Consider the following 24,396-nt stretch of genomic DNA (forward strand, 5'->3'; position numbering starts at 1 on the left):
AGAGCGTTTCTGGCTTAAATTGAGCCGCGGAAACGCTCTGTCGCTTCGTTTTTCCGCATTTCCTGACGGAAAACCGCTTCGCACTTTTCCTGGAAATGCTCTAAAGACGGCCGAGGCAATCCTGCGTTTCATAGATGGCGCAGAGAATATGGTAGAAACTGCTCGCCGGCACCGGTTCGTCGACGAAACTGCCATCTGGTTTCTGCTTGTCGCGCCACAGCCCGGCCACCGGTGTCTCCAGGAACAGGTTGAGTGCCGAAGCCGCCCGCGCCGCCGAGGCGAGATAGCGCTCACGCTCCGCGCCTTCTGTGAGGGCTGCAAAACGAACCGAAGCCTTCAGCCATTCCGTCTGCGGCCAAAGCCGTGCGATCGGGTCGGCGACCGAGAAATCGTCGAAGAGCGTCATGACCGCGACATTGCGGGTCGGGCAGATGCCGTGCGCCTCGCCGATCGCAAACAGCCGCCGCGCCTTGACGATCGCCTCGGCATTGCCGCGCCGCTCGGCCCAGCGCAGCAACAGCCACGCCCATTCGAACAGATGGCCGGGCTCGACGATACGCCCCTTGTCACCCGGGAACGGCGCCCAGTCGTGGTCGAAGAACTCCCGCAACGCGCCGGTACCGCCGTCGATGAAATGATCCATCGCCAGATGCGCGATCTCGTCTGCAAGGTTGAACCAGGCGACGCGATCAAAGCCGACGACCTCCTCGCTCGCCAGGCACGCTTCGAACAGATGCATGTGCGGATTGGAGCAGAGCGGCAGCCGCGACGGATCGTCCTCTTCAAAGCCGATGAGCGGGTGCTTGCAGTGGGCCTCGATGCGTTGGCGCAAACCGTTGCTGCGCTCGATCATTTCCGGCCTGCGCTCGGGGAAGACCTCGGCCAGATAGGCAAAGGCCAGCAACGCGAAAGCCTGATTGTAGAGGTCGAAGGCGGCATCGATGAGGTTGCCGTCGGCATCCGCAAGCGCGCCGTAAAAGCCCGTCGGCTGCAGATAGACCCGATCGAAATAGGCAAGCCCGCCCTCGGCGGCACTCTTCCAGTCGCCCGCCCAGCCGCGCCTGCCGGCCTCGGCGAAACAGTAGACCTGACGCGGCTGCACCCGCGCCCGGCGATTGGCCCGCGTTGGCTCGCCGGCCATGTCGATGGTTTCGGCGAAACCGCCGCCCGTGGCATCGACGCCCTTTTCGCGCCAGAGCGGCAGGGCCCTTTCGGCCAGCCACGCCGACAAGATAGCGGATTGCGAGAAAATATCCTGCGGCAACGGTTCAGCCCTCGAGCTTCAGTTCATCATGGTTCTTGCCGAGCAGCTCGGCCAGCGCCTCGACCACCATGTTGTGGTCCTCGCGCTGCGGCAGGCCGGACACGGTCACCGCACCGATGCAGCCCGTGCCCTTGACGACGATCGGGAAACTGCCGCCATGGGCCGCATATTCGGCATCCGGAAGCCCGAGCTTCGCCTGCAGATTGGTCTGCTGCTTCAACAGCCCGAGGCCGGTCGAGTAGCTGCTCTTGAACAGGCGAAAAACGGTGTTGCGCTTGCGGCGCACCCAGTTCGGATTGTCAGGCGTCGCGCCCTCAAGCGCGGTATAAAACACCTGCATCGAAAACAGCGTGACATCGATGACGACGCCGAGCTTGCGTTCGGCGGCCATGCGGCGCAACGTCGTGCCCAGTTGCCATGCCATTTCCAGGTCGAAACTGTCGAATTGCAGCTCGCGCTCCTGTTGGCCGATGCGCTTGAGATCATTGTCGATATTCATGAAGCCTCCGCTCAATCCTTCCAGAGCCAAGCCGCGCCGCGCACGCCGGAACTGTCCCCGTGCATCGCCTTGCGAACAGGCGTTTCGAAACTGTCGCCAAAGAGGTAGTTGACCACCCGCGGCGGCACATCCTCATAGATCTCGTCGACATTCGACATGCCCCCGCCGAGCACGAAGACATCCGGGTCGACGATGTTGGTCAAAAGCGCAAGGCTGCGCGCCAGCCGGTCGACGAAACGATTGTAGACGCCTGTTGACGCCGGATCGCCGGCCCGCTTCGCCTCGATGATATCGCGACCACGCTTTTCGACGCCGGTGGTCAGGCGATAGTCGAGCTCGACCCCGGTGCCGCAGGCGTACATGTCGAGGCAGCCGTGTTTGCCGCACCAGCATTTGTGGCCGGGATACTCGTCCTTGGTCATCCATGGCAGCGGATAGTGGCCGATTTCGGCGGCGACGCCCTGGTAGCCGGCATGCACCTTCTTGCCGATCGCCAGCCCGCCGCCATGGCCGGTGCCGACAATCACGCCGAACACTGTCTGCGCGTCCTTGCCGGCACCGTCGACTGCCTCCGACACCGCCAGGCAATTGGCGTCGTTGGCGAGCCGCACCTTGCGGCCGAGCGCCTGTTCGAGGTCGCGCCCGAGCGGCTTGCCGTTGATCAGCACAGCGTTGGAGTTGCGCACGATACCGGTGCGCGGATTGGGACTGCCGGGAATGCCGATGCCGATCGATCCTTGTTCGCCCGCCGTCTTTTCGGCGGCGGCAACAAGGCCGTGAACGGCCAGAATGCAGTCGTCATAGCCGCTGGTCGGGGTCGCGACGCGGTGGCGGGCGCGCGTTTCACCATCGCGATCAAGCGCGATGACTTCCATTTTCGTGCCGCCCCAATCAATTCCGATGAACATGTCTGGATCAGGTCTCTGGGTGAAGGTCGCATGAAGGAGCGCCAGCCTCCTCAAGCCGGCGCTGATCACTGCTTAGCATCCGAAAGACGGGAAACACCAGCCCCCGATTTCGGCACGCCTCGGTAGAGGAGGAAACCGGATTGGACAGGCGCCTTCCGCAATCCCCTGCATTCCCGGCACCGCACGCCATGCCCTATTTCGCGAAGGCACCGCGCAAAAACACTTGGCGAAGAGGCCTTGCTTTTGTATGGGTGCTATCCGAGTGGTCCCGTAGCTCAGCAGGATAGAGCACCAGATTCCTAATCTGGGGGTCGCGCGTTCGAATCGCGCCGGGATCACCATCCTTCTCGTCAGCAGGACAAATCACAGGCGCGACGCTCCGCCGAGCCGGCTCTTGCGATGCCGATGCACCCGATGCCGATGTAAGCGATCATGGTTCAGCTGCTTGTGACCTACATGGAAATGCGCACTCGGCCGACTGGCGAGCCTTTGCTGCCGCCTGTCGAGGGCACGGCGTTTGCGCCTGAGCGCTTGGCAGCAGAGGAATTCCTCTCGCTCTACCGCGCAGTCGCCGAACCTTTGCGCTGGGATCAGCGACTGCGCATGCCTGCCGATGAGCTCGATGCCTTTTTGCGCAGCCCGTCGACCGCGCTCTATATCCTGCGGGTGGAAGGCAGTGCCGTCGGGCTCTGCGAATTCGAGCGCGCTGACACTTCCGATGTCGAACTCACCCATTTCGGCCTGATCCCGCAAGCGCAGGGAAGAAGGCTGGGGCCGTTTCTTCTCGATGGCTCACTGCGTGCCATCTGGGATCGGGCACCGGATCGCGTCTGGCTGCACACGGATACCTGGGATCACGCCAAGGCACAGGACACCTATCGCCGCGCCGGCTTCGGCATTTTCATGCAGAGGCTCGAAGAGTTCAGCGTCTAGCCAACCGATTGCCGCGCATTCACGAAGCCGTGAGTTTCTGCCCGTTCTCCGGCACAAAACATGCCCTCATCCATTTCCCCAATGAAAGGAAATGGTGAAGCCAATGAAAAAGCTGGCAATTGTTGCGCTTTCGCTGGCAACGGCCTTCTCCAGCGCAGCCCCGGTACAGGCATTCCCGTCGGTAACACCCATGAAGGCAGGCATCTCCGACGTCGAGACCGTGCAGTACTATCACCGCCGCTGGTATCGCGGATACGATGGCTACCGATGGCGGGGCGATCGGCGCTATTACCGTCACCGCCACTGGGATGACGACGACGACGATGACAATGTAGGCGCGATCATCGGCGGCCTTGCCGCCGGCGCCATCATCGGCGGGCTGATGGCCCAGCCGAGACGGTACTATGGCGGCAACGCCCATACGAGCTGGTGCTACAGTCGATACAGCTCCTACCGGGCATGGGACAATACCTTCCAGCCCTATTATGGCGCCCGCCGCGCCTGCTACTCGCCTTATCGGTAAACCTGCGATGAAGGCCCTGCCGCCCGTCTGGGCGGCGGGTGAAAGCATAACCTGATGTAAGGCAAGCACTTTCCTGAGCGCAGGACAGCCGATTTCGTCGTGTTCAAGCGTCGAGCAGCGCGCTCCGCTTGATCAATGCGTGCCCGCCCAAAGCGAAAAGTGCTCCCTCATCGATCCCTCCCCTGACTGATCAGCGTCGCCGGCCCCGCTGCCATGATGACCGTCGGTTTTGGCTGCGGCTTGACATTTCCGTAAGGCTGACCTTATCATTCCAATATAAAGTATCTTAGTACATAACTATGATATAACTATAAGAGAGGAACATAAGATGAAATCAGCAAGGATTGCACTGCTTCTGGGAACGGCACTCATCGCCTCCTCGTCCTTCGCCTTCGCGCAGGAAAAGGGCGGCGTCATCAACGTCGCCACGGTCGGCGAGCCGCCGACGCTCGACCCTATGGCTTCGACGGCCGACCTGGTCGGCATCGTCTCGCAGCATATGTTCGAGACGCTCTACACCTTCGACAAGGATTGGAAGCCGACGCCGCTTCTGGCTGTGGCCATGCCGGAAATCAGCGCCGACGGCAAAACCTACACGATCAAGCTGCGCTCCGGCGTCAAGTTCCATGACGGCACCGACATGGATACGACCGACGTCGTCGCCTCGCTCGAGCGCTGGACGAAGACCGCCTCGCGCGGCAAGCAGACGGCAACGACGATCGCCGGCATCGAGGCCGTCGACCCGACCACGGTCAAGATCTCGCTCAACACCCCCTATGCGCCGCTGGTCTCGCTGCTCGCCTTCAACAATTCCGCGGCAATCGTACTGCCTTCGGAAAAGCAGGCTGAGCCGATGGTCGATTTCGTCGGCACCGGCCCCTACAAGCTCAAGGAGCGCAAGGCCGACCAGTACATCCAGCTTGAGCGTTACGACGGCTATGTCTCGCCCGAGGGCGAAAGCAACGGTTATGGCGGCGCGCGTCACCAGTATGCCGACGAGATCCGCTTCGTGCCGGTTCCCGACCCGAACACCCGTGTCGAGGCCGCCGTCTCCGGTCAGTACGACTACGTCGATTCGCTGCCGGTCGAATCCTTCGAACGGGTGAAAGGCTCGAGCGCTTCCGAACCTGTGATGCTGCAGCCTTTCGGCTGGCCTGTCTTTGTCCTCAACTCAGGCAACGGCATGACCAAGAATCTGGAACTGCGCAAGGCGATCCGCGCCGCACTCAGCATGGAAGACATGATGGCGGCCGCCTTCGGCAGCACCGACTTCTACGCGCTCGATGCCGCCCTCTACCCGGCGCAGTATGTCTGGCGCACCGAAGCCGGCACGGAAGGCGGCTACAATGTCGCCGATCCGGAAAAGGCAGGCGAACTCTTGAAGGCTACCGGCTACAAGGGTGAGCCGCTGCGCATCCTGACCAGCCGCCAGTACGAGTTCCACTACAAAATGGCACAGGTCGCCGCCGAGTATCTGAAGCTCGCGGGCTTCACCGTCGATCTGCAGGTGGTCGACTGGGCAACGCTCACCCAGCGCCGCGCCGACCCGACACTCTGGGATATCTATATCACCCACAGCCCGTTCCTGCCGGAACCGGCGCTGATCGGCATGATGTCGACCAAGGCGCCCGGAAACTGGGATACGCCGGCCCGCGCCAAGGCCGTCGATGCCTTCAACGCCGAATCGGATGCTGGCAAGCGCGTCACACTCTGGGCCGACGTCCAGAAGGTGATCTACGAGGAAGTGCCGTTCATCAAGATCGGCGACTTCAACGCCCTGTCGGCAAAGACCAAGACGCTTGACGGCGTCTCCCCCGCGCCGTGGCCCTACTTCTGGAACGCTTCGATCAAGAAGTAAGCTTTCATCCACTTGAAGCCTTCGGCGGGCGGTCTTTCCCTTCACGGATTGCTGCCCGCCGGATAGCCCGGCGCTGCCTTGCCAGTGCCCGTGCGGAAGAAGTTCGAGGCACCCATGATACGCTATATTCTCCAGCGCCTGTTCGGCATGATCGTGGTCATGGCGCTCGTCGTCACCATTGTCTTCGTCATCGTCCGCGTGACACCCGGCGATCCCGCCGCCGTCATGCTCGGACCGGAAGCGACGCAGCAAGACATCGCCGAATTGCGCACCAAGCTTGGTCTCGACCAGTCGCTCGGCCTGCAATATGTCTACAATATCGGGCAGCTGCTGCAGGGCGATCTCGGCCAGTCGATCTTCCTCAACCAGCCGGTCACTTCGGCGCTTGCCGAGCGTGCCGAGCCGACCTTCTTCCTGACCCTGTTCTCGATTCTGATCGCCAGCGGCATTGCGCTGCCGATCGGCATCTACGCCGCCTACCGCCGCGGCTCCTTCGTCGACCAGGCGGCCACCACGCTGGCGATGCTTGCCGCCAGCATTCCGAGCTTCTGGCTCGGCCTGATCCTCATCCAGTTCCTCGCGGTCCGCCTCGGCTGGTTCCCGGTTTCGGGTTACGGCGGGCCGGGTTCATCCTTCGCAGAGCGCATGTACCATCTGACCTTGCCGGCCATTGCGCTCGGGGTCGTCTCCTCGGCGCTGATCCTGCGCTTTACCCGCGCCTCGATGCTCGATGTGCTCGGCGACGACTTCATCCGCACCGCCCGCGCCAAGGGTCTCGGCGAACGCAAGGTGGTAATGAAACACGCGCTGAAGAATGCCCTCATCCCGATCCTGACCATCATCGGTCTCACCGCCGCGGTTCTGATCTCCGGCGCCGTCGTCACAGAAACCGTCTTCGGCCTTCCGGGCGTCGGCAATCTCGTCGTCTCCGCCGTGCTCAGGCGCGACTACCCTGTGATCCAGGGCGCGCTGCTCGTCATCGCCGCTCTTTACGTGCTGATCAATTTCGCGATCGACATGCTCTATCTCCTCGTTGATCCAAGGGTTCGCTACTGATGACCGCCACCGTATCAACCCCTGTCGCAAGCGAGCGTGCCAAGTTCCTGCGCCGCCTGCTCAAGCGCAAGACCGTTGCCTTCGGTCTCTTCGTTCTCGTCGTCTTCGTGCTCCTGGCCGTCTTCGCGCCGCTGATCGCGCCCTATGCGCCCGGCAAGCTGTCGATCGTCAACCGCCTGTCGCCGCCGAGCCTGCAATGGTTCTTCGGCACTGACGAATTCGGGCGCGACGTGTTTTCGCGCACGCTCTATGCCGGCCGGCTTTCGCTGCTCGTCGGCGCCGCCGTCGTCACGCTCGCAACGATCGTCGGTGTCGTCATGGGCCTCGTCGCCGGCTTCTTTCCGAAGCTCGACGCGCCGATCGCCCGCCTGATCGACGCGATGATGGCCTTTCCCGATATCCTGCTGGCGATCGCGCTCGTCGCCGCCCTCGGCCCGTCGCTGACGACGGTGATCGTCGCGCTCAGCGTCGTCTACGCGCCGCGGCTGGCGCGGGTGGTGCGCGCCTCGACGCTGGTGATCCGCGAGCTGCCCTATGTCGAGGCGGCTCGCGCGCTCGGCATCTCGACGCCGCACATCATGACGCGGCATGTGCTGCGCAACCTGCTCTCGCCGATCCTGGTGCAGGGCACGTTCCTGTTTGCCCATGCCATGCTGGCCGAAGCCGGGCTTTCCTTCCTCGGCGTCGGCGTCAGTCCTGAGATCCCGACCTGGGGCACGATGATCGCCTCGGGCCGGCAATATATCGGACAGGCCGATTGGGTGACGCTGTTTCCCGGCATCGCCATCGTGCTTTCGGTTCTGTCCCTGCAGATGGTTGGCGATGGTTTGCGCGACATGCTCGACCCCCGCCTCAGAAAGGACCTGTGATCCATGCCCACCGCAACCCGTAGCACCAGCCCCGTGCTGATCAGCAACGTGAAGCCCGTCGCCTTCGGCATGGCGGCACCGAGCGAAACCGTCGACATCCTGATCGGTGGCGACGGCACCATTGCCCGCATCGGCAGCCAGTTGTCGGCGCCTGAAGGCACCCAGCGCATCGACGGCAAGGGTGCCTGGATTTCGCCCGGCTGGATCGATCTGCACGCCCATGTCTGGCATGGCGGCACCGACATTTCGGTCCGGCCGCAACTCTGCGGCATGGAGCGCGGCGTCACCACCATCGTCGACGCCGGTTCGGCCGGCGAAGCCAACTTCCATGGTTTTCGCGAATACATCATCGAGCCGGCGCGCGAGCGCATCAAGGCCTTCCTCAATCTCGGCTCGATCGGCCTCGTCGCCTGCAACCGCGTCAGCGAGCTCAGCGACATCCGCTCGATTGACATCGACCGCATCATCGCCTGCTACCAGGAAAACCGCGAGCATATCGTCGGCCTGAAAGTGCGCGCCAGCCACGTGATCACCGGCTCCTGGGGCGTAACCCCGGTCAAGCTCGGCAAGAAGATCGCCAAGATCCTCAAGATCCCGATGATGGTGCATGTTGGCGAACCGCCGGCGCTCTATGACGAAGTGCTTGAAATCCTCGGCCCCGGCGACATCGTCACCCATTGCTTCAACGGCAAGGCCGGCAGTAGCATCATCGAGGACGAAGACCTGTTCGAGCTTGCCGAGCGCTGCGCCGGCGAAGGCATCCGGCTCGACATCGGCCATGGCGGCGCGTCGTTTTCGTTCCGCGTCGCGGAAGTCGCCATCGCCCGCGGCCTGCTGCCCTTCTCGATCTCCACCGATGTGCACCTGCGCAGCATGAACCAGTCAGTCTGGGACCTCGGCACCACCATGTCGAAGCTCTTGAGCGTCGGCATGCAGTTCGAAAAGGTCGTCGAGGCCGTGACGCAGGCTCCGGCCTCGGTCATTCGCCTGCCGATGGACGGGCTTCTGACCGTCGGCGCGCGCGCCGAGTTCACCCTCTTCGATCTCGTCGATTCCGAACTGCGCGTCTTCGATTCACTTGGAGCCGAAGCGCATCTCAACCGCCTCTTCGAGCCGCGATATGCGCTCATGGGCACGGACGTCGTGGCGGCAAACAGATACCAGCCGCAGCATGTCGAATGCCCCGACCACAGCCACGGCTTCAGCTACCGTTGAACCATCACAGAACACAGAAACTGGCAGGATATCGCGTGAACAGTTTGGACCATAAGACCAAGGGCCGTGTGCCGGCTTCGCCCTACCAGAGGCTTGCAGCCCTCGGCATCGACCTGCCCCCGGCACCGCCGCCGATCGCCAACTTCGTCACCCATGTTCAGGAGGGCAACATTCTCTACCTCTCCGGACAGGGCCCGCGCGAGGTCGACGGCCACCTGCATGCCGGCAAGGTCGGCGCCGACGTCGACGTTGAAAGCGCCTATGAGCACGCGCGGCTGACGGGCATCAATCTGCTGGCGGTGATGCATGATGCGCTCGGCGATCTCGGCCGCGTCAAGCGCATCGTCAAGCTCCTCGGCATGGTCAACGCCGTACCGGACTTCGCCGATCATCCGCAGGTGATCAATGGTTGCTCCGACCTGCTGATCGACGTCTTCGGCGAAGCGGGGCAGCATGCCCGCTCGGCCGTCGGTTTCGGATCGCTTCCCGGCAACATCACCGTCGAGATCGAAGCGATCGTCTCGCTTCACGAGTGACGGTTTAAGGGAGGTCGGATCAATGGCTGCGCCAGCCCATCATCTTCTCGATCCGCTCGGCGGAAACCCTGACGTGATCGGCGTAGAAGTTGCGATCGTCGACGATCTTCTGTTCGGGCAGAACGATGGAGATGGTCGCGACGCAACTGCCCTTGTCGTCGAGGATCGGGGCGGCGACGCAGGCGACCGCATAGTCGGATTCACCGGCCTGGATCGAAAGCTTGGCGGCAAGCGCCGTCTCGGCCTGGCTCGACAGTGCGGCCGGATCTACATCGGCCCGGCCCGTCGGCGATGTGCGGGCGCAACGGCGGAACAGCTCCAACCTCTCGTCGGAGGGCAGATGGCCGACCAGCAATCGTCCGGAGGCCGTCCAGTTAAGCGGCACCCGGGTGCCGACCCTGGATGTCACCTGGAAATGGCCGGGGCCGTCCGCCATGGCGAGCACCTGCATGTAGTCGCCGTCGCGACCGCAGAGCTGGATGGTTTCGGCAACCTCGCGACCGAGATCATGCATCTCCCGCGTCGCCACGCCGAGGAAATCGAGCGAGCGCGCATAGGCGAGACCGTAATGGTAGAGCCTGTCACCGAGCCAGACCTGGCCGTCGGCATCGCGGCTGAGCAGGTTCTTTTCCACCATGTCGTCGACGATGACATAGGCCGTCGACAGCGGCGCGCCGACCGCTTTGGCAATCGCGTAGACGCCGCTCGGAGAACCGGTCTCGTAGAGGAAGTCGAGCACCTGCAATGCCCGATCCATGCCGCTTACGCGCGAACGGCGGGTCTTGCCGGTCGGCTCCATGTCGTCGCCGGCTTCGGCGGCAATCGTCGTCTTGTCCAAGGGTCTACTCCCATGCAATTCGAAATTCGCATCAGATGGGCGGTCAGCAACGGCTTTCCGTCTCACCCGCGACAACGGCCGGTTCGGCGATCCGAAACGGCCCGTTCATATCTCATTACTATGGTAGATATTCCGCGAAAACGGAATAGCTTAACCTGTTCCGACTGCCAGAAAATCATATGGAGACCACCATGCCTGACCGCGACATCCGCGAAGCTCTCGGACTTCGGCCCGTTATCAACGTATCCGGCACGATGACCAGCCTCGGCGCATCGATCGTGGTTCCGGAAGCGATCGCCGCGATGACAGGCATACTGCCGCAATTCGTCGAGATCAACGACCTGCAGCGCAAGATCAGCCCGGTGATTGCCCGGCTGACGGGCGCCGAGGCCGGCTTCATCACCGCCTCCTGCTCCGCCGGCATCAGCCTTGCAGTCGCCGGCACCATGACCGGCAACGACCTCGCCGCGATCGAGCGCCTGCCCGATGCCACGGGCTTGAAGAACGAAGTCATCATCCAGATGGGCCATGTCGTCAGCTATGGTGCGCCGGTCGACCAGGCGATCCGCATTGCCGGCGGCAAGCCGGTGCTCGTCGGCCAGGCGACGTCGGCCTATCGCTATCACATCGAAGGCGCCATCAACGAGCGCACGGCGGCTGCCATCTATGTCGTCTCCCACCATGTGGTTCAGTACGGCCTTATCGGGCTCAAGGAATTCGCCGAGGCCTGCCATGCCAAGGGCGTGCCGGTCATCGTCGATGCCGCATCCGAATATGATCTGAAGATCTTCCTCGAACAGGGCGCGGACATCGTCCTCTATTCCGGTCACAAATTCCTGGGCGGCCCGACCTCCGGCATCGTCGCCGGCGAAAAGACGCTGGTGCGCAACGCCTTCCTGCAGAACCTCGGCATCGGCCGCGGCATGAAGGTCGGCAAGGAAAGCATGCTCGGCGTGATGGCAGCCCTCATCGCCTGGGAAACGCGCGACCACCAGGGGATCCGCGACCGCGAGGCCGGCTATCTCCATCTCTGGCGCGACACGCTCGACGGCCGCCCGGGCGTCAAGCACGTGATCGAAGCTGACCCGACCGGCAATCCGCTCGACCGCCTGCGCGTCACCATCGATCCGCAGGAAGCCCACATCACCGCCTGGGATCTCGCCGATGCGCTGGCGCGCGGTCAGCCGCCGATCATCGTGCGCGACCACGAGGTCGAGCACAATTACTTCTATCTCGACCCCTGCAACCTGCACCCCGGCCAGGAAACCATCGTGGCAGACCGCCTTTCCGAGGAGCTGACAAAGGCGCGCAGCTCCAACGAGATCATCGCCACGCCGCTTCATGAGCGCAATGCCCGCCGCTTCGCCGGCCTGTTGCGCTGGCCCGACTGAGACCGATCCGCCCACCCCGTGCAGAACGACAAGGAATGTGAGACATGACCCGCACCGACGCTGCCACCGATCCGTCGAAAGCTGTGCTTTCGGTCGAGAACCTGACAACCTCGTTTCTGGTCGACGGCGCCTGGAAGCCTGTGGTGCGGGACATCTCGTTCTCGGTCATGCCGGGAGAGACGGTGGCGATCGTCGGTGAATCCGGCTCGGGCAAGAGCGTGACGTCCCTTTCGATCATGCGCCTGCTGCAGAAGGACATGAGCCGAACCGAAGGGCGAGTCATGCTCGGCGGCTGCAACATCCTCGATCTGCCGGAAAGCGACATGCGTCGCGTGCGCGGCAACGAAGTGGCGATGATCTTCCAGGAGCCGATGACCAGCCTGAACCCGCTGTTCACCATCGGCGACCAGATTTCCGAAGCGCTGCTCTGCCATCGACCGATGAGCAAGGCGGAAGCGAAGGCCGAGACCATTCGCCTGCTCGACAAGGTCAGGATCCCGTCGGCCGCTTCCCGTTTCGACGAATACCCGCACCGCTTCTCCGGCGGCATGCGCCAGCGCGTCATGATCGCCATGGCGCTTGCCAGCCGTCCGAAGCTCCTGATCGCCGACGAGCCGACGACCGCCCTCGACGTGACGATCCAGGGACAGATCCTCGACCTCATCAAGGTGCTGCAGGAGGAGGAAGGAACGTCCGTCCTGTTCATCACCCACGACATGGGCGTGGTTGCGGAGATCGCCGACCGCACCGTGGTGATGTTCCGCGGCGAAGCGGTGGAAACCGGCCGGACGGACGACATCTTCCTGCGCGCCAAACATCCCTATACCCGCGCACTTCTCTCGGCCGTACCGATGCTCGGCTCGATGAAGGGCAAGCCGCAGCCGCTGCGTTTTCCTGTTATCGACAGCGTCACTGGCCTGCCGGATACGCCGGCCGAGGGAACGAGCACGGTCGCTCAGACCCGCCCGATCCTTGAGGTGAAAAACCTCGTCAAGCGCTTCGACATTCATGCCGGGCTGCTCGGCAAGCTGCAGGGCCGCGTGCACGCCATCGAAAACGTCTCCTTCAGCCTGCAGCCGGGCGAAACGCTGTCGCTCGTCGGCGAATCCGGCTGCGGCAAGTCGACCACCGGTCGCGCCATCATGCGGCTGATCGAACCGCAGAGCGGGTCGGTCGTTCTCAACGGCCAGGACGTGCTGGCCATGGATCGCAAACGCTTGCGCGAAATGCGCCGGACCATGCAGATGATCTTCCAGGATCCCTTCGCCAGCCTCAATCCTCGCATGACCGTGGGGGCTGCGATCGCCGAACCCTATCTCGAGCACAAGCTCGGCACCGCGAGCCAGGCCCGCGACAAGGTCGCCGACCTGCTGGAGCGCGTCGGCCTGCAGGCCGACATGGCCGCGCGCTACCCGCATGAATTCTCCGGCGGACAGCGCCAGCGTGTCTGCATTGCGCGGGCGCTGGCGCTCGATCCGAAGGTCATCGTTGCCGACGAATCGGTCTCGGCCCTCGACGTCTCGATCAAGGCGCAGGTCATCAACCTTCTGCTCGACCTGCAGGCGAGCCTCGGCCTTGCCTATCTCTTCATCTCGCACGACATGGCCGTCGTCGAACGCGTCAGCCACCGTGTCGCGGTAATGTATCTCGGCGAGATCGTCGAGATCGGCCCGCGCACCGATATCTTCGAAAACCCGCAGCACCCCTACACCCGCAAGCTGATGGCAGCCGTGCCGATCGCCGATCCGACCCGGCGGCACACCAGGCGCAATGTCGCCAGCGACGAGATCAAGAGCCCGATGCGCGCGCCCGACTATGTCGTGGGCGAGCGGCAGTACCGCCAGATTTCGGCGGAGCACTTCGTGCAAGTGTAGAAAGCGGGCGCTTAAAACCGCGCCGTCACTTGTCTGGCGTGCAGACGCGCAGGCGATGGCCATCGGGATCGAGCGCGACAAAGGTGCGGCCGAAGACGGCGGTCATCAGGTCCTGCTCGATCGGGATCCCAGCCTTGCGCCATTCCGCGTAAAGCCGCTCGACCTCGGCGTCGTCCTTGACCATGAAGGCGATCTCCATCCGGTGGCCCGAACCGGAGGAGACGAAGTTCGCGGCCTTGGTGGACCAGAGGCTGAAGTTCAGGCCGTTATCGAGGGCATAGGCGACGTAGGCCGGAAAGGCCGCAACCGGCCCACGGCCAAGCAGCCGTGTGTAGAAGGCGGCGCTCTGTTCAGGATCTTCCACGTAAAGCAGGATGAGGTTCGGGGTCAGCATCGTCGATCATCTCCGTTGTTCGATGGTCGCAAGCTAGCGCGTGCCACTGTCAGCTTTTGTCAGCATCGAAATCATGCCCGGCGCAAAAAAGCCGCCGCTCCGAGGATGGAGCCGGCGGCCTTGTCGGACCATGCTAACCACTGAGGTCGGCGTCTGCGTCAGAAGACGGCCAGATATTTCAACAGCGAGATGATACCGATAACGAGCACGATAGCCTGCACGATCTGTTTCGCCCGGCCGTCCAGCGGCAGGCGCTGAACCAGATAAAGCACGAGCACGATGACGAGGAACGTGATCAGAATGCTGATAAGAAGCCCCATAGACAAACTCCCTTTTCAAGGCGACGCGAAGTCGTCTGAGTTGTAACTATGAGGCGAGCCGAAAAGTTCCAATACTGGCAAATACTTATTTAGATAAGGCTGGGTTCCGGCCTCCGTCCCTGCCGACTGGCAGCAGTTCCGCGCACACGAAATCAGAGCTCGCGGCGATCATGCCGCGCACGACTGGCTCATCAGCGTTGATTGCATGGAAGATCGGGAGAAGGGTGTCAGCCGGCCGCCTTGCAGGCGATCCCGGCATCATTCTCGCCCTTCGTCGCATCGTAGAGCGTTGCCTCGTCACCTTTCGTCCACCAGATATACTGGCCGCCGGCATACTTGGCACCCGATGCGGAAATCACGTTAGAGGCGACGGTGAAGTTGCCGTCGAGGGTGAAGGTCACCAATGAGGCCGGGCCGGCATTGATGTATTCGGCTTCGACCGTCTTGCCGCCGCAGTCATAGCGCGCCGACTGGCGATCGACGGTCTCTGCCCCCGGAACCGAAATCGTGACATCGACACTGCCCGATCCGCCCGCTGCCATCGACGCCAGCGTCAGCGCCGGCGCGCCGGCCGACTTGCCGAGGATCAGTTTCGACCCTTCGACATCCCAGGAAAGCTCGGTGCGCAGTGCCGCCAGGAATTTCTGTTCCTGATCCATCACCGCCGGCACGCACATCTTGCGGGTCGAGGCCGCCGGGCCGAAGGTGATCTTCGCACCGGAAAGGCTGAAAGTACCGGTAAAGTGGTTGCAGCCGGCCATGCCGCCATAGGTTCCATCGTCGCGGATCTCCAGCGTCGACTGAAGATTGTCGATCACCCCGCGGCCGGCGATATCTTCGGCAAGCCAGATGCCGACAAGCTGTTGCGGCACGTTTTCGGCAGCGACCGTCTGCATTGAGGCCATTTCGATCAGCACGCAGGCGCAGGAAAGGGCGGTGGCGACTTTCAGCATCGGGAACTCCTTCGCGCTTCGACTCGTCGTCCGATTCTTAGCCCGATCACACGCCGGATTGAAGACCGCGCCCTTGTTGCACGTCGATTTCGCCTGTAGAGCCTAGCGCATACAATGAAGATCGGCATCGGTTTTCGGCAAAACCAAAACGCGGCTTCCCTCTGTCGGAGCGAGCGTTAGGCGCTCGGCCGGGCGCTTGCGCCCCCGCCCCGCTGTAAGGCTGGAAGAACGAACAAGAACATGGGAATTGGCATGGCATCCCGCGAAAACGCGAAGCGCCGACTGACGATCCTGGGCTCGACCGGCTCCATCGGCACCAATACGCTCGATGTCGTCGAGCGGCTGGGCGGTCGCGACAGTTTCGAGATCGTCGCTCTGACCGGAAACGGCAACATTCCGCTGCTGGCGCAGCAGGCGATTGTCCACGGCGCAGAGCTTGCCGTTACCGCCGACGACAGCCATTACGCCAGCCTGAAGACAGCGCTCTCCGGCACCGGCATTGAGGTTGCGTCAGGCAGGAGCGGCCTGATCGAGGCGGCGGAGCGCGACGCCGGCTGGGTGATGGCGGCAATCGTCGGCAATGCCGGACTTGCCCCGACGCTGGCCGCCGCAAGCCGCGGCGCCGACATCGCGCTTGCCAACAAGGAATGCCTGGTTTCCGCCGGCAGCCTGTTCATCGAAGCGGTCAGGAAGGGCGGCGGCCGCCTCTTGCCGGTCGATAGCGAACACAACGCCATCTTCCAGGTGCTGGAAGAGCACCAGCGCCATGCCGTCGAGCGCATCATCCTCACAGCCTCCGGCGGCCCCTTCCGCACCAAGACACTCGAAGAGATGCGCCACGTGACGGCCGACGTCGCCCGCGCCCATCCGAACTGGTCGATGGGTCTGAAGATCTCGATCGACAGCGCCTCGATGTTCAACAAGGCGCTGGAGATGATCGAAGCCAAGCACCTGTTCGGCCTCAGGCCGGAGCAGATCGAGGTGATCGTGCATCCGCAGTCGGTCATCCACTCGATGGTCGGCTACACCGATGGCTCGGTGCTGGCGCAGCTCGGCTGCCCCGACATGCGCACCGCCATCGGCTATGCGCTCTCCTATCCCAGCCGCTGCGACCTGCCGATCGAACGGCTCGACTTCGCCAAGCTGTCGCGCCTCGATTTCGAAGCGCCCGATGAAATCAGGTTTCCGGCAATCCGCCTGGCGCGCCGCGCCATGGAACAGGGCGGCGTGCAGGGGGCCGTGCTGAACGGCGCCAAGGAGACGGCGCTGGAAGCCTTCATCGCCGGTCGGGCCGGGTTCCTGGACATGGCCGAAATTGTCGAGCAGGTAATGGACAAGCTCTCGGACCTGCCTGCGGCCGTCACCATGGACGATGTCTTTGCCGCCGACGAAAAAGCCCGACAACTGGCTGCCGGGCTGATCCGATAGTTTGCTGATCGGGCGTTCCCGCCCCTCATCCGGCTGCCGCCACTTTCTCCCCGCACGCGGAGAGAAGGTTAGGGGCAGATTTCTCGAAAGATAAGTGAAGCCTTACGCGACGGCCCGTGCCAGCGCGCAGCGCGACCACAGCGAATGCAGCGCGCCGACCAGATGGTCGATATCGGCATCCGAATGCAGCGGCGTCGGAGTGATGCGCAGGCGCTCGGTCTTCGTCGGCACCGTCGGGTAGTTGATCGGCTGCACATAGACGCCAAAATGGTCGAGCAGCAGGTCGGAGATCCACTTGCACTTGGCGGCGTCGCCGACCATGACCGGCACGATATGGCTCGGGTTCGGCATATGCGGAATGCCGCGCTGGTCGAGCAGCGAGCGCAGCCGGCGCACGCGCTCCTGATGGGCGAAGCGTTCGATCTGGCTTTCCTTCAGATGACGGATGGAGGCAAGCGCACCGGCCGCAAGCGTCGGTGGCAGCGCCGTCGTGAAGATGAAGCCCGAAGCAAAGGAGCGGATGAAATCGCAAAGCGCCGTCGAGCCGGTGATGTAGCCGCCCATGACGCCGAAGGCCTTGCCGAGCGTGCCTTCGATGACGGTGAGGCGATGCATCAGGCCTTCGCGCTCGGCGATACCGCCGCCACGCGGGCCGTATATGCCGACGGCGTGCACTTCGTCGAGATAGGTCATCGCGCCGTATTTGTCGGCGAGATCGCAGAGCTCCTTGATCGGGGCAATGTCGCCATCCATCGAATAGACGGATTCAAAGGCAATGATCTTCGGCGCGCGCGGATCGGCTGCGGCAAGCTTGGCTTCGAGGTCGGCCACCGAGTTGTGCTTGAAGATGACGCGTTCGCACTTGGAATGACGAATCCCCTCGATCATCGAAGCGTGGTTCCCGGCGTCTGAGAAGACGATGACACCGGGAATCTTCGAACAGAGCGTTCCAAGGGCGGCCCAGTTGGACACGTAACCCGAGGTGAACAGAAGCGCCGATTCCTTGCCATGCAGATCTGCGAGCTCGCGCTCGAGCAGCACATGGTAGTGGTTGGTTCCGGAAATGTTGCGGGTGCCGCCGGCACCGGCGCCGCATTCGTCGATGGCGCGTTTCATCGCCTCGGTGACGATGGTGTGCTGGCCCATGCCGAGATAGTCGTTGGAACACCAGACGGTGACTTCCTGAATGCCTTCAGCCGTGTGGCGCGCGGCCTTCGGAAAGTTGCCGCGATGGCGAGCGATATCGGCGAAAACCCGGTAGCGACCTTCCTGATGCAGCCCGTCCAGCTCGGTTTTAAAGAAATTCTCGAAATCCATCATCTTCTCCAGTGCCCTGCCGCTTTTTTTGATTCAAAGCGACCGGGGGTCAACCCCGCAATGCGACGCGGCCGCCGCCTGCGGCAAAAGGCCTCTAGTTTTGAACCGTTCCAAAGAAAGCCTTAGCGCATGTAAATCCCTCCAAGCTTGATCGAAGTCAAGCTTGGACGAAAAAAGGGCGGCCGAAACCGCCCTTTTTGACGCATCAAGACAGGCCCGCATTGCTCATGCTGCAGCCACCGCGCGTTTTGCCATCACCTTGACCAGATTGGCGCGATAGGCGGCATCCGCGTGGATGTCGGAAAGCAGGTCGGAAGCGTCGACCGGCACATTGGCAAGCGCATCCGGCGACCACTGCGACGAAAGCGCCGCCTCCATGTCCTTGTGCCGGAAGACGCCACTCGATCCGGCCCCCGTCACCGCGACGCGAACATCGCCATTGTCCCGGCGCACGACGAAGACGCCGGTCATGGCGTAGCGCGAGGCCGGGTTGGCGAACTTCTGGTAGGCTGCCTTTGCCGGAGCCTCGAAGGCGATCGCGGTCACCAGTTCGCCGTCTTCGAGCGCGGTCTCGAAAAGACCGGTGAAGAAATCGCCGGCGGCAATTTCCCGCCTATCGGTGACAATGGTCGCATCGAGCGCCAGCATCGCCGAAGGGTAGTCGGCAGCCGGATCGTTGTTGGCGATGGAGCCGCCGATCGTGCCCATGTGGCGCACATGCGGGTCGCCGATATGGCTGGCAAGCCCTGAGATCGCCGGGCACACGGCCGCCAGCTCGGCGGAGGACGCCACGTCGAAATGGGTGGCCGCAGCACCGATCCTCACGGTTCGCCCCGTCACCTTGATGCCCTTCATTTCCGCGACATGCCTGAGATCGATGAGGTCGGTCGGTGCGGCAAGCCGCTGCTTCATCGTCGGGATCAGCGTCATCCCGCCGGAGAGATATTTGCCCTCGCCTGCGGCCTGCTTGAGTTTGACGGCATCCTGGATAGAGGACGCCCGGTGATAATGGGTCTCGTACATGACACGTCCTCCCGCTCAGTTTGCGGCATGGGCGGCAGCCCACACCTTTTGCGGCGTCGCCGGCATCGTCAGCCGGTTGTTGCCGATGGCGTCGGTGATGGCGTTGATCAGCGCCGGCGGCGAGCCGATGGCGCCGGCCTCGCCGCAGCCCTTGATCCCGAGCGGATTGTTCGGGCAGGGCGTGTTCGAGGTCGAGACCGTGAATGACGGCAGGTCGTCGGCCCGCGGCATGGCATAATCCATGTAGCTTGCCGTCAAGAGCTGGCCGTTTGCCGGATCGTAGTGAACGCCCTCGAGCAGCGCCTGGCCGATGCCCTGCGCCAGGCCGCCATGCACCTGCCCCTCGACGATCATCGGGTTGATGATGTTGCCGAAATCGTCGGCGGCGACGAACTGGATGATCTTGGTCTGCCCCGTATCGGGATCGACCTCCACTTCGCAGATGTAGCAGCCGGCGGGGAAGGTGAAGTTGGCCGGATCGTAGAACGCGCCCTCTTTCAGCCCCGGCTCCATGCCCGGCGGCAGGTTGTGGGCGGTATAGGCGGCAAGCGCCATCTGGAACCACGGTACCGTCTTGTCGGTGCCGGCGACCTTGAGTTCGCCGTTCTCGATGACGATGTCGCTTTCATCCGCCTCCATCAGGTGGGCGGCGATCTTCTTCGCCTTGGCTTCAACCTTGTCGAGCGCCTTGACGACGGCCGACATGCCGACCGCCCCCGAGCGCGAGCCGTAGGTGCCCATGCCCATCTGCACCTTGTCGGTGTCGCCGTGGACGATGTTGACGCTGTCGATCGGCACGCCGAAGCGATCGGCGACCAGTTGGGCGAAGGTGGTTTCATGCCCCTGCCCGTGGCTGTGCGACCCGGTCAGAACCTCGATGGTGCCGACGGCATTGACTCGGACCTCGGCCGATTCCCAGAGACCGACGCCGGCACCGAGCGAGCCGACCGCCGCCGACGGCGCGATGCCGCAGGCCTCGATATAGCAGCTCATGCCAATGCCGCGCTTCATCCCGCGTTTAGCGGCTTCCGCCTTGCGGGCAGCAAACCCGTTCCAGTCGGAGGCCTGCATCGCGGCATTGAGCGAGGTTTCGTAATCGCCGGCATCGTAATTCATGATGACGGGCGTCTGGTGCGGGAAGGTGCGGATGAAGTTGATCCGCCGGAGTTCCGCCGGCGAAACTCCAAGCTCTCGCGCCGCCGTCTCCATGGTGCGCTCCAGGAGATAGGTCGCTTCCGGGCGGCCAGCGCCGCGATAGGCATCGACCGGGGCAGTGTTGGTGTAGACGGTGCGCACATTGGCGTGGATCGCCGGTATGTCGTACTGGCCCGACAGGAGCGTCGCATAGAGATAGGTCGGCACCGACGAGGAGAACAACGACATGTAGGCGCCGAGATTGGCAACCGTATCGACCTTCAGCCCGATGATCCGGTTGTTGGCATCGAACGCCATCTTCACCTTCGAGTGGTGGTCGCGGCCATGCGCATCGGTCAGGAAGGCTTCCGTGCGGTCGGAGGTCCATTTCACCGGCACGCCGGTACACTTGGAGGCCCAGAGACAGACGACCTCTTCCGGATAGATAAAGATCTTCGAGCCGAAGCCGCCGCCGACATCCGGCGCGATGACACGCAGCTTGTTTTCGGGCGCGACATTATAGAACGCGCTCATCACCAGCCGCGCCACATGCGGGTTCTGGCTGGTGGTGTAGCAGGTGTAGTGATCGTCGCCGCCATCATAGATCCCGAGCGTGGCGCGCGGCTCCATCGCGTTCGGCGACAGGCGGTTGTTGTGGATAGTGATCTCGGTCACATGCGCAGCCGAGGCGATCGCCTTGTCGGTGGCGGCGGCATCGCCGATCTGCCAGTCGAAGATCAAGTTGTTGGGTGCTTCCGGGTGAAGCTGCGGCTGCCCCTGCTCCAGCGCCTTGGTCGCATCGGTGACGACGGGCAGTTCCTGGTAATCGACGACGACGGCTTCGGCGGCATCCTTCGCTTCCGCAATGCTGTCGGCAACGACGATGGCGACGGCGTCACCGACGTAACGCACCGTCTCGTGCGCGAGCGGCCGCCAGGCGCCCATCTTCATCGGCGATCCGTCCTTGGAATGGATCATCCAGCCGCAGATGAGATTGCCGATACCGTCGGCGAGCAGTTGCTCGCCGTCGAGCACGCCGATCACGCCGGGCATGGCCTTGGCCGCCGCCGCGTCGATCGACTTGATCTTCGCATGCGCATAGGGACTGCGCACGAAGATCGCATATTTCATGCCCGGCACCGACATGTCGTCCGTATAGCGCCCCTTGCCGGTCAGGAACCGTTTGTCTTCCTTGCGCGCCACCCGCGCGCCAATACCTTCAACGCCCATTGCCGATCTCCTCCCGAGATATCCAGCGAAAGTCCTGCGGTGAAATGTGATCGCGGCGAAACGTCATCGCCGCGGGCCGGACTTCATTCGGCAGCGACGCGGGCGCCGCCCATCTCGGCTGCCGCCGCAAGGATCGCCTTGACGATGTTGTGGTAGCCGGTGCAACGACAGATATTGCCGTCGAGTTCGGCGCGCACGGTCGCCTCATCGAGCTGCCCGCCATGCCGGCGGATCATGTCGACCGCTGTCATCACCATGCCGGGTGTGCAGAAACCGCATTGCAGGCCATGATTGGCCTTGAAGGCGGCCTGCACCGGGTGCAGCTCGCCATTGGCGGCCAGTCCTTCGATGGTGGTGACCTGTGAGCCCGCCGCCTGCGCAGCGAGGGTGGAACAGCTCTTGACCGACATTCCGTCCATATGAACGACGCACGCGCCGCATTGCGACGTGTCGCAGCCGACATGGGTGCCGGACAGCCCAAGGTTCTCACGAATGAAATGCACCAGCAACGTCCGGTCATCACATTGACCGCTCACCTGACGGCCGTTGACCGTCATTGTAATTTTCGCCATTTCGCTCCTCCGGGTGGGTCAATGCCAACACGAGCGCGAACGGTAAGCCGGGTGATGATCTGTTCACGCGACCAGGTACGCGCCAACTGCTATCGATGCCCTTCGCCTCGATATCCCTCCTCCGGGTTCCCGCGGCTTGTTTGTATCATTGTCTTTTTTTGGAATGTCGCAACCGCCCAAGGGTCAGGCGCGATAAAAATTTTGCGTGATGGTTGTGTTAGCTGAAATCGGGCCTTCATGTCCCGTTCAGGAACGATATCATTATGTTGGCGGCGAAGAGAATCCGCCAGACCTCCTGTAGACTTTCACAGCGGCCGGTTTATTTTCTGAATTTGCAAGTTCAAGTGGAGAAAGACATCTCGTCTTTGCGCCAATCACTCAGGGACGGACGAGGCGACAGGCTGAAATCCGTAGAGATCGGAGAGAACAATAATGAAGAAAGCCATCGCACTTGTGCTGGTTGCGTTGTCGGTTGCGAGCTGCACCCAGACTGAAAAGGGTGCCGGCATCGGCGCCGTCTCGGGCGCGATCATCGGCGGCGCGATCACCGGTGACGTTCGTGGCGCAGCTGTGGGCGCTGCGATCGGCGGCGTTTCGGGCGCGGTCATCGGCCATGTCACCGAACAGCCGGGCCAGTGCTACTACCGCGACCGCTACGGCCGCCGCTACATCGACTCCTGCCCGCGCTAAGCCGCAAGGACGGTCGACAACATCGACACGACGTCCACCTGTCAAATGACGGACCGGACGAAACATCGCCCCTCATGGCCACCTGCCGTGAGGGGTTTTCGTTTTCCTGACTGTCTCGGCAATCTGCCGATCAGCCATCAGATCCCGGCAGCCGTATCGAGCGCGCAGGAATCGGGTGGCCCGCGACAACACAATCCTGTCAGCTGCCTCGAAATAGCTTGATCGAGGCCCACTCCATGCTGAAACCGCCTGCAACTACCTTGCCGCCAGCTTTCAAACACATCGCCTGGTCCAACCTGTTTGCGCAATTCTCCGAGCAAATCGCCTTGGCCGCAGCACCGCTTGCGGCAGTCCTTCTGCTTTCGGCTGGCCCCGCGGAATCGGGCTGGCTGCAGATGGCCCAGACGCTGCCGTTTCTGCTGCTCTCCATTCCGGCCGGCCTGCTCGTCGACCGCGCCTCGCGGCGAATGCTAATGGTCTTCTCGGAAATGCTGCGTGCCCTCTCCCTGGTCGCCACTCTGCTTTTGATTGCGAGCGGTATGCTCACCCTGCCGCTTCTGGCGATCATGGGTTTTGTCGGCGCAATCGGAACGGTCTGCTACAGTGTCGCCGCCCCGGCATTGATCCCGGCCATCGTTCCGCGCACGCAGCTCGCCGACGCCAATCGCTGGCTGGAGCTTGCCCGCAGCCTCGCCTATTCCGGTGGTCCGGCAATCGGCGGAGCAATCATCGCCTGGACCGGTGCCTCGCTCGCCTATGTTGCGGCCACCACGCTCTCCCTTCTCGCCGTCGTGCTGCTCGCCGGCCTTCGCGAACAGGAGCAAGCGGCCGGGCCGCAACGCAATCTGCTTGATGACCTGATCGAAGGCGCACGCTTCCTTGCCGCCATGCACTCCTGCGGCCGATACTTGTCACCGCGGTCGTGTTCAACACATCCTGGTTCGTGCTGCAGGCGGTCTATGTCGCCTATGCTGTCCGCACACTCGGACTGACGGCAACGGGCGTCGGTGTCACGCTCGGCATCTATGGAGCCGGAATGATGATCGGAGCCTATGCCGCCCCGACACTTGCGCGCCGTATCCCCTTCGGCGTCATGATCGCGCTCGGTCCGCTCGGTGGTCTGCTCGCCGCCGTCGTCATGCTGCTGACGGTCTGGTTCCCCCTCGGCGCGCTTGCGGGAGTGAGCTTCTTTCTCTTCGGTGCGGGGCCGATTCTCTGGTCGATCGCCACCCTCACGCTCAGGCAGGCCATCACCCCAAACGCGATGCTGGGGCGGGTTTCAGCCTTCATTACCACGGCGACATTCGGCGCAAGGCCGATCGGCGCGGCGCTCGGCGCTCTCGTCGCCACCCACTTCGGCGTCAAGGCTTGCCTCGTGGTCGCGGCGACCGGGTTCCTCATCCAGTTCCTGGTGATCATCGCCTCCCAGGTTCCCCGTTTGCAGGGCCTGCCCGAACCGGCTTGACCCCATTCAACCGCATCAGCGCGACCATCTGACACCCCGCAAACGGCAATCCCGAGCACGGAGCCACCGCCGACGTTGTGGCGGCGGCGCCCGGTTTTTGTGCTGC

24 protein-coding genes and 1 tRNA gene are annotated in these 24,396 nt (G+C 63.0%); 14 read left to right on the top strand and 11 right to left on the bottom strand.

All coding sequences use genetic code 11. From position 1 onward, the window contains the following. Positions 1-100: 100 nt before the first annotated feature. From J3R84_RS16145 to J3R84_RS16155, 3 genes are read right to left on the bottom strand one after another with little or no spacing between them, the layout of a single operon-like run. Positions 101-1,264 carry an AGE family epimerase/isomerase gene (locus tag J3R84_RS16145; protein WP_025425000.1) on the bottom strand — a complete coding sequence of 388 codons (1,164 nt, stop codon included), beginning with the start codon at positions 1,262-1,264 and terminating at the stop codon, positions 101-103. A gap of 4 nt (positions 1,265-1,268) precedes the next feature. Beyond that, positions 1,269-1,763 (bottom strand): heme-degrading domain-containing protein, encoded by a 495-nt coding sequence (locus J3R84_RS16150; protein ID WP_025425001.1) that lies wholly within the window; start codon positions 1,761-1,763, stop codon positions 1,269-1,271. Between the two features lie 11 nt (positions 1,764-1,774). Next, positions 1,775-2,671: an ROK family protein gene (locus tag J3R84_RS16155; RefSeq protein ID WP_025425002.1), complete on the bottom strand. Its 897-nt coding sequence runs from the start codon at positions 2,669-2,671 to the stop codon at positions 1,775-1,777. A gap of 264 nt (positions 2,672-2,935) precedes the next feature. Between J3R84_RS16155 and J3R84_RS16160 the strand changes: the two genes are divergently transcribed. The 8 genes from J3R84_RS16160 (at position 2,936) to J3R84_RS16195 (ending at position 9,661) form a co-directional block, all read left to right on the top strand. After that, positions 2,936-3,012 (top strand) — tRNA-Arg (locus tag J3R84_RS16160). 91 nt (positions 3,013-3,103) lie between these two features. Then, positions 3,104-3,604, top strand: a complete 501-nt coding sequence (locus tag J3R84_RS16165; RefSeq protein WP_025425003.1) for a GNAT family N-acetyltransferase — start codon at positions 3,104-3,106, stop codon at positions 3,602-3,604. A 103-nt stretch (positions 3,605-3,707) separates the two neighbouring features. Then, the gene (locus J3R84_RS16170) at positions 3,708-4,127 is read left to right on the top strand and encodes a BA14K family protein (protein ID WP_038576546.1); all 420 of its coding nucleotides are present in this window, start codon (positions 3,708-3,710) and stop codon (positions 4,125-4,127) included. A 328-nt stretch (positions 4,128-4,455) separates the two neighbouring features. Further along, positions 4,456-5,985, top strand: coding sequence for an ABC transporter substrate-binding protein (locus J3R84_RS16175; protein WP_203528582.1), 1,530 nt, complete (start codon positions 4,456-4,458; stop codon positions 5,983-5,985). 114 nt (positions 5,986-6,099) lie between these two features. Continuing rightward, positions 6,100-7,041 (top strand): ABC transporter permease, encoded by a 942-nt coding sequence (locus tag J3R84_RS16180; protein WP_203528584.1) that lies wholly within the window; start codon positions 6,100-6,102, stop codon positions 7,039-7,041. Continuing rightward, on the top strand, positions 7,041-7,910 hold the full coding sequence (locus J3R84_RS16185) for an ABC transporter permease (protein WP_025425007.1): 870 nt from the start codon (positions 7,041-7,043) through the stop codon (positions 7,908-7,910). Before J3R84_RS16180 ends, J3R84_RS16185 begins: the two co-directional genes overlap by 1 nt. 3 nt (positions 7,911-7,913) lie before the next feature. Further along, positions 7,914-9,125: an amidohydrolase/deacetylase family metallohydrolase gene (locus J3R84_RS16190; protein ID WP_025425008.1), complete on the top strand. Its 1,212-nt coding sequence runs from the start codon at positions 7,914-7,916 to the stop codon at positions 9,123-9,125. Positions 9,126-9,169: 44 nt separating this feature from the next. Continuing rightward, entirely contained in the window at positions 9,170-9,661 is a 492-nt protein-coding gene (locus tag J3R84_RS16195; protein ID WP_025425009.1) for a RidA family protein, read from the top strand. 19 nt (positions 9,662-9,680) lie between these two features. Here J3R84_RS16195 and J3R84_RS16200 read toward each other — a convergent pair whose 3' ends face one another. Continuing rightward, on the bottom strand, positions 9,681-10,460 hold the full coding sequence (locus tag J3R84_RS16200; protein WP_051509186.1) for an IclR family transcriptional regulator: 780 nt from the start codon (positions 10,458-10,460) through the stop codon (positions 9,681-9,683). Between the two features lie 230 nt (positions 10,461-10,690). Here J3R84_RS16200 and J3R84_RS16205 point away from each other — a divergent pair, with 230 nt between their 5' ends. Together J3R84_RS16205 and J3R84_RS16210 are read left to right on the top strand one after the other, a co-directional pair. Further along, on the top strand, positions 10,691-11,890 hold the full coding sequence (locus J3R84_RS16205; protein ID WP_025425011.1) for an aminotransferase class V-fold PLP-dependent enzyme: 1,200 nt from the start codon (positions 10,691-10,693) through the stop codon (positions 11,888-11,890). Between the two features lie 44 nt (positions 11,891-11,934). After that, positions 11,935-13,764, top strand: a complete 1,830-nt coding sequence (locus J3R84_RS16210; protein ID WP_025425012.1) for an ABC transporter ATP-binding protein — start codon at positions 11,935-11,937, stop codon at positions 13,762-13,764. Positions 13,765-13,789: 25 nt separating this feature from the next. Here J3R84_RS16210 and J3R84_RS16215 read toward each other — a convergent pair whose 3' ends face one another. From J3R84_RS16215 to J3R84_RS16225, 3 genes are all read right to left on the bottom strand, one after another. Further along, positions 13,790-14,158: a VOC family protein gene (locus tag J3R84_RS16215; RefSeq protein ID WP_025425013.1), complete on the bottom strand. Its 369-nt coding sequence runs from the start codon at positions 14,156-14,158 to the stop codon at positions 13,790-13,792. A gap of 158 nt (positions 14,159-14,316) precedes the next feature. After that, on the bottom strand, positions 14,317-14,478 hold the full coding sequence (locus J3R84_RS16220) for a Thivi_2564 family membrane protein (protein ID WP_107027568.1): 162 nt from the start codon (positions 14,476-14,478) through the stop codon (positions 14,317-14,319). A gap of 227 nt (positions 14,479-14,705) precedes the next feature. Next, positions 14,706-15,431: an META domain-containing protein gene (locus J3R84_RS16225; RefSeq protein ID WP_025425014.1), complete on the bottom strand. Its 726-nt coding sequence runs from the start codon at positions 15,429-15,431 to the stop codon at positions 14,706-14,708. A 252-nt stretch (positions 15,432-15,683) separates the two neighbouring features. Between J3R84_RS16225 and dxr the strand changes: the two genes are divergently transcribed. Then, on the top strand, positions 15,684-16,859 hold the full coding sequence (gene dxr / locus J3R84_RS16230) for a 1-deoxy-D-xylulose-5-phosphate reductoisomerase (RefSeq protein ID WP_025425015.1): 1,176 nt from the start codon (positions 15,684-15,686) through the stop codon (positions 16,857-16,859). A 102-nt stretch (positions 16,860-16,961) separates the two neighbouring features. Here the strand turns inward: dxr and hemA are convergent, their stop codons facing one another. The 4 genes from hemA to J3R84_RS16250 form a co-directional block, all read right to left on the bottom strand. Continuing rightward, the gene (gene hemA, locus J3R84_RS16235; RefSeq protein ID WP_025425016.1) at positions 16,962-18,176 is read right to left on the bottom strand and encodes a 5-aminolevulinate synthase; all 1,215 of its coding nucleotides are present in this window, start codon (positions 18,174-18,176) and stop codon (positions 16,962-16,964) included. 225 nt (positions 18,177-18,401) lie between these two features. Then, entirely contained in the window at positions 18,402-19,199 is a 798-nt protein-coding gene (locus J3R84_RS16240) for an FAD binding domain-containing protein (protein ID WP_025425017.1), read from the bottom strand. A 15-nt stretch (positions 19,200-19,214) separates the two neighbouring features. Continuing rightward, on the bottom strand, positions 19,215-21,563 hold the full coding sequence (locus tag J3R84_RS16245; RefSeq protein WP_025425018.1) for a xanthine dehydrogenase family protein molybdopterin-binding subunit: 2,349 nt from the start codon (positions 21,561-21,563) through the stop codon (positions 19,215-19,217). 83 nt (positions 21,564-21,646) lie between these two features. Next, positions 21,647-22,135 carry a (2Fe-2S)-binding protein gene (locus J3R84_RS16250; protein WP_025425019.1) on the bottom strand — a complete coding sequence of 163 codons (489 nt, stop codon included), beginning with the start codon at positions 22,133-22,135 and terminating at the stop codon, positions 21,647-21,649. Between the two features lie 432 nt (positions 22,136-22,567). On the opposite strand from J3R84_RS16250, the gene J3R84_RS16255 reads away from it, so the two are divergent. The 3 genes from J3R84_RS16255 (at position 22,568) to J3R84_RS38755 (ending at position 24,290) form a co-directional block, all read left to right on the top strand. Continuing rightward, positions 22,568-22,825: a YMGG-like glycine zipper-containing protein gene (locus tag J3R84_RS16255; RefSeq protein ID WP_025425020.1), complete on the top strand. Its 258-nt coding sequence runs from the start codon at positions 22,568-22,570 to the stop codon at positions 22,823-22,825. Between the two features lie 236 nt (positions 22,826-23,061). After that, a complete protein-coding gene (locus tag J3R84_RS38750; RefSeq protein ID WP_309239151.1) occupies positions 23,062-23,817 on the top strand; it encodes an MFS transporter in 756 nt (251 codons plus the stop codon). Next, positions 23,748-24,290 carry an MFS transporter gene (locus J3R84_RS38755; RefSeq protein WP_309239152.1) on the top strand — a complete coding sequence of 181 codons (543 nt, stop codon included), beginning with the start codon at positions 23,748-23,750 and terminating at the stop codon, positions 24,288-24,290. Before J3R84_RS38750 ends, J3R84_RS38755 begins: the two co-directional genes overlap by 70 nt. Positions 24,291-24,396 lie beyond the last annotated feature (106 nt).

This window comes from Ensifer canadensis (genome assembly GCF_017488845.2).
Taxonomy (GTDB): Bacteria; Pseudomonadota; Alphaproteobacteria; order Rhizobiales; family Rhizobiaceae; genus Ensifer; species Ensifer canadensis.

Bases quoted from the DNA above. Each gene is read 5' to 3' on its own strand.
- J3R84_RS16210 (WP_025425012.1), top strand. From the start codon at position 11,935: ATGACCCGCACCGACGCTGCCACCGATCCGTCGAAAGCTGTGCTTTCG.
- J3R84_RS16170 (WP_038576546.1), top strand. From the start codon at position 3,708: ATGAAAAAGCTGGCAATTGTTGCGCTTTCGCTGGCAACGGCCTTCTCC.
- J3R84_RS16200 (WP_051509186.1), bottom strand. From the start codon at position 10,460: ATGGAGCCGACCGGCAAGACCCGCCGTTCGCGCGTAAGCGGCATGGAT.
- J3R84_RS16155 (WP_025425002.1), bottom strand. From the start codon at position 2,671: ATGTTCATCGGAATTGATTGGGGCGGCACGAAAATGGAAGTCATCGCG.
- J3R84_RS16215 (WP_025425013.1), bottom strand. From the start codon at position 14,158: ATGCTGACCCCGAACCTCATCCTGCTTTACGTGGAAGATCCTGAACAG.
- J3R84_RS16175 (WP_203528582.1), top strand. From the start codon at position 4,456: ATGAAATCAGCAAGGATTGCACTGCTTCTGGGAACGGCACTCATCGCC.
- J3R84_RS38750 (WP_309239151.1), top strand. From the start codon at position 23,062: ATGCTGAAACCGCCTGCAACTACCTTGCCGCCAGCTTTCAAACACATC.
- J3R84_RS16190 (WP_025425008.1), top strand. From the start codon at position 7,914: ATGCCCACCGCAACCCGTAGCACCAGCCCCGTGCTGATCAGCAACGTG.
- dxr (WP_025425015.1), top strand. From the start codon at position 15,684: ATGGCATCCCGCGAAAACGCGAAGCGCCGACTGACGATCCTGGGCTCG.
- J3R84_RS16225 (WP_025425014.1), bottom strand. From the start codon at position 15,431: ATGCTGAAAGTCGCCACCGCCCTTTCCTGCGCCTGCGTGCTGATCGAA.
- hemA (WP_025425016.1), bottom strand. From the start codon at position 18,176: ATGGATTTCGAGAATTTCTTTAAAACCGAGCTGGACGGGCTGCATCAG.
- J3R84_RS16150 (WP_025425001.1), bottom strand. From the start codon at position 1,763: ATGAATATCGACAATGATCTCAAGCGCATCGGCCAACAGGAGCGCGAG.
- J3R84_RS16250 (WP_025425019.1), bottom strand. From the start codon at position 22,135: ATGGCGAAAATTACAATGACGGTCAACGGCCGTCAGGTGAGCGGTCAA.
- J3R84_RS16180 (WP_203528584.1), top strand. From the start codon at position 6,100: ATGATACGCTATATTCTCCAGCGCCTGTTCGGCATGATCGTGGTCATG.
- J3R84_RS16255 (WP_025425020.1), top strand. From the start codon at position 22,568: ATGAAGAAAGCCATCGCACTTGTGCTGGTTGCGTTGTCGGTTGCGAGC.
- J3R84_RS16185 (WP_025425007.1), top strand. From the start codon at position 7,041: ATGACCGCCACCGTATCAACCCCTGTCGCAAGCGAGCGTGCCAAGTTC.
- J3R84_RS16220 (WP_107027568.1), bottom strand. From the start codon at position 14,478: ATGGGGCTTCTTATCAGCATTCTGATCACGTTCCTCGTCATCGTGCTC.
- J3R84_RS16165 (WP_025425003.1), top strand. From the start codon at position 3,104: ATGGTTCAGCTGCTTGTGACCTACATGGAAATGCGCACTCGGCCGACT.
- J3R84_RS16240 (WP_025425017.1), bottom strand. From the start codon at position 19,199: ATGTACGAGACCCATTATCACCGGGCGTCCTCTATCCAGGATGCCGTC.
- J3R84_RS16205 (WP_025425011.1), top strand. From the start codon at position 10,691: ATGCCTGACCGCGACATCCGCGAAGCTCTCGGACTTCGGCCCGTTATC.
- J3R84_RS16245 (WP_025425018.1), bottom strand. From the start codon at position 21,563: ATGGGCGTTGAAGGTATTGGCGCGCGGGTGGCGCGCAAGGAAGACAAA.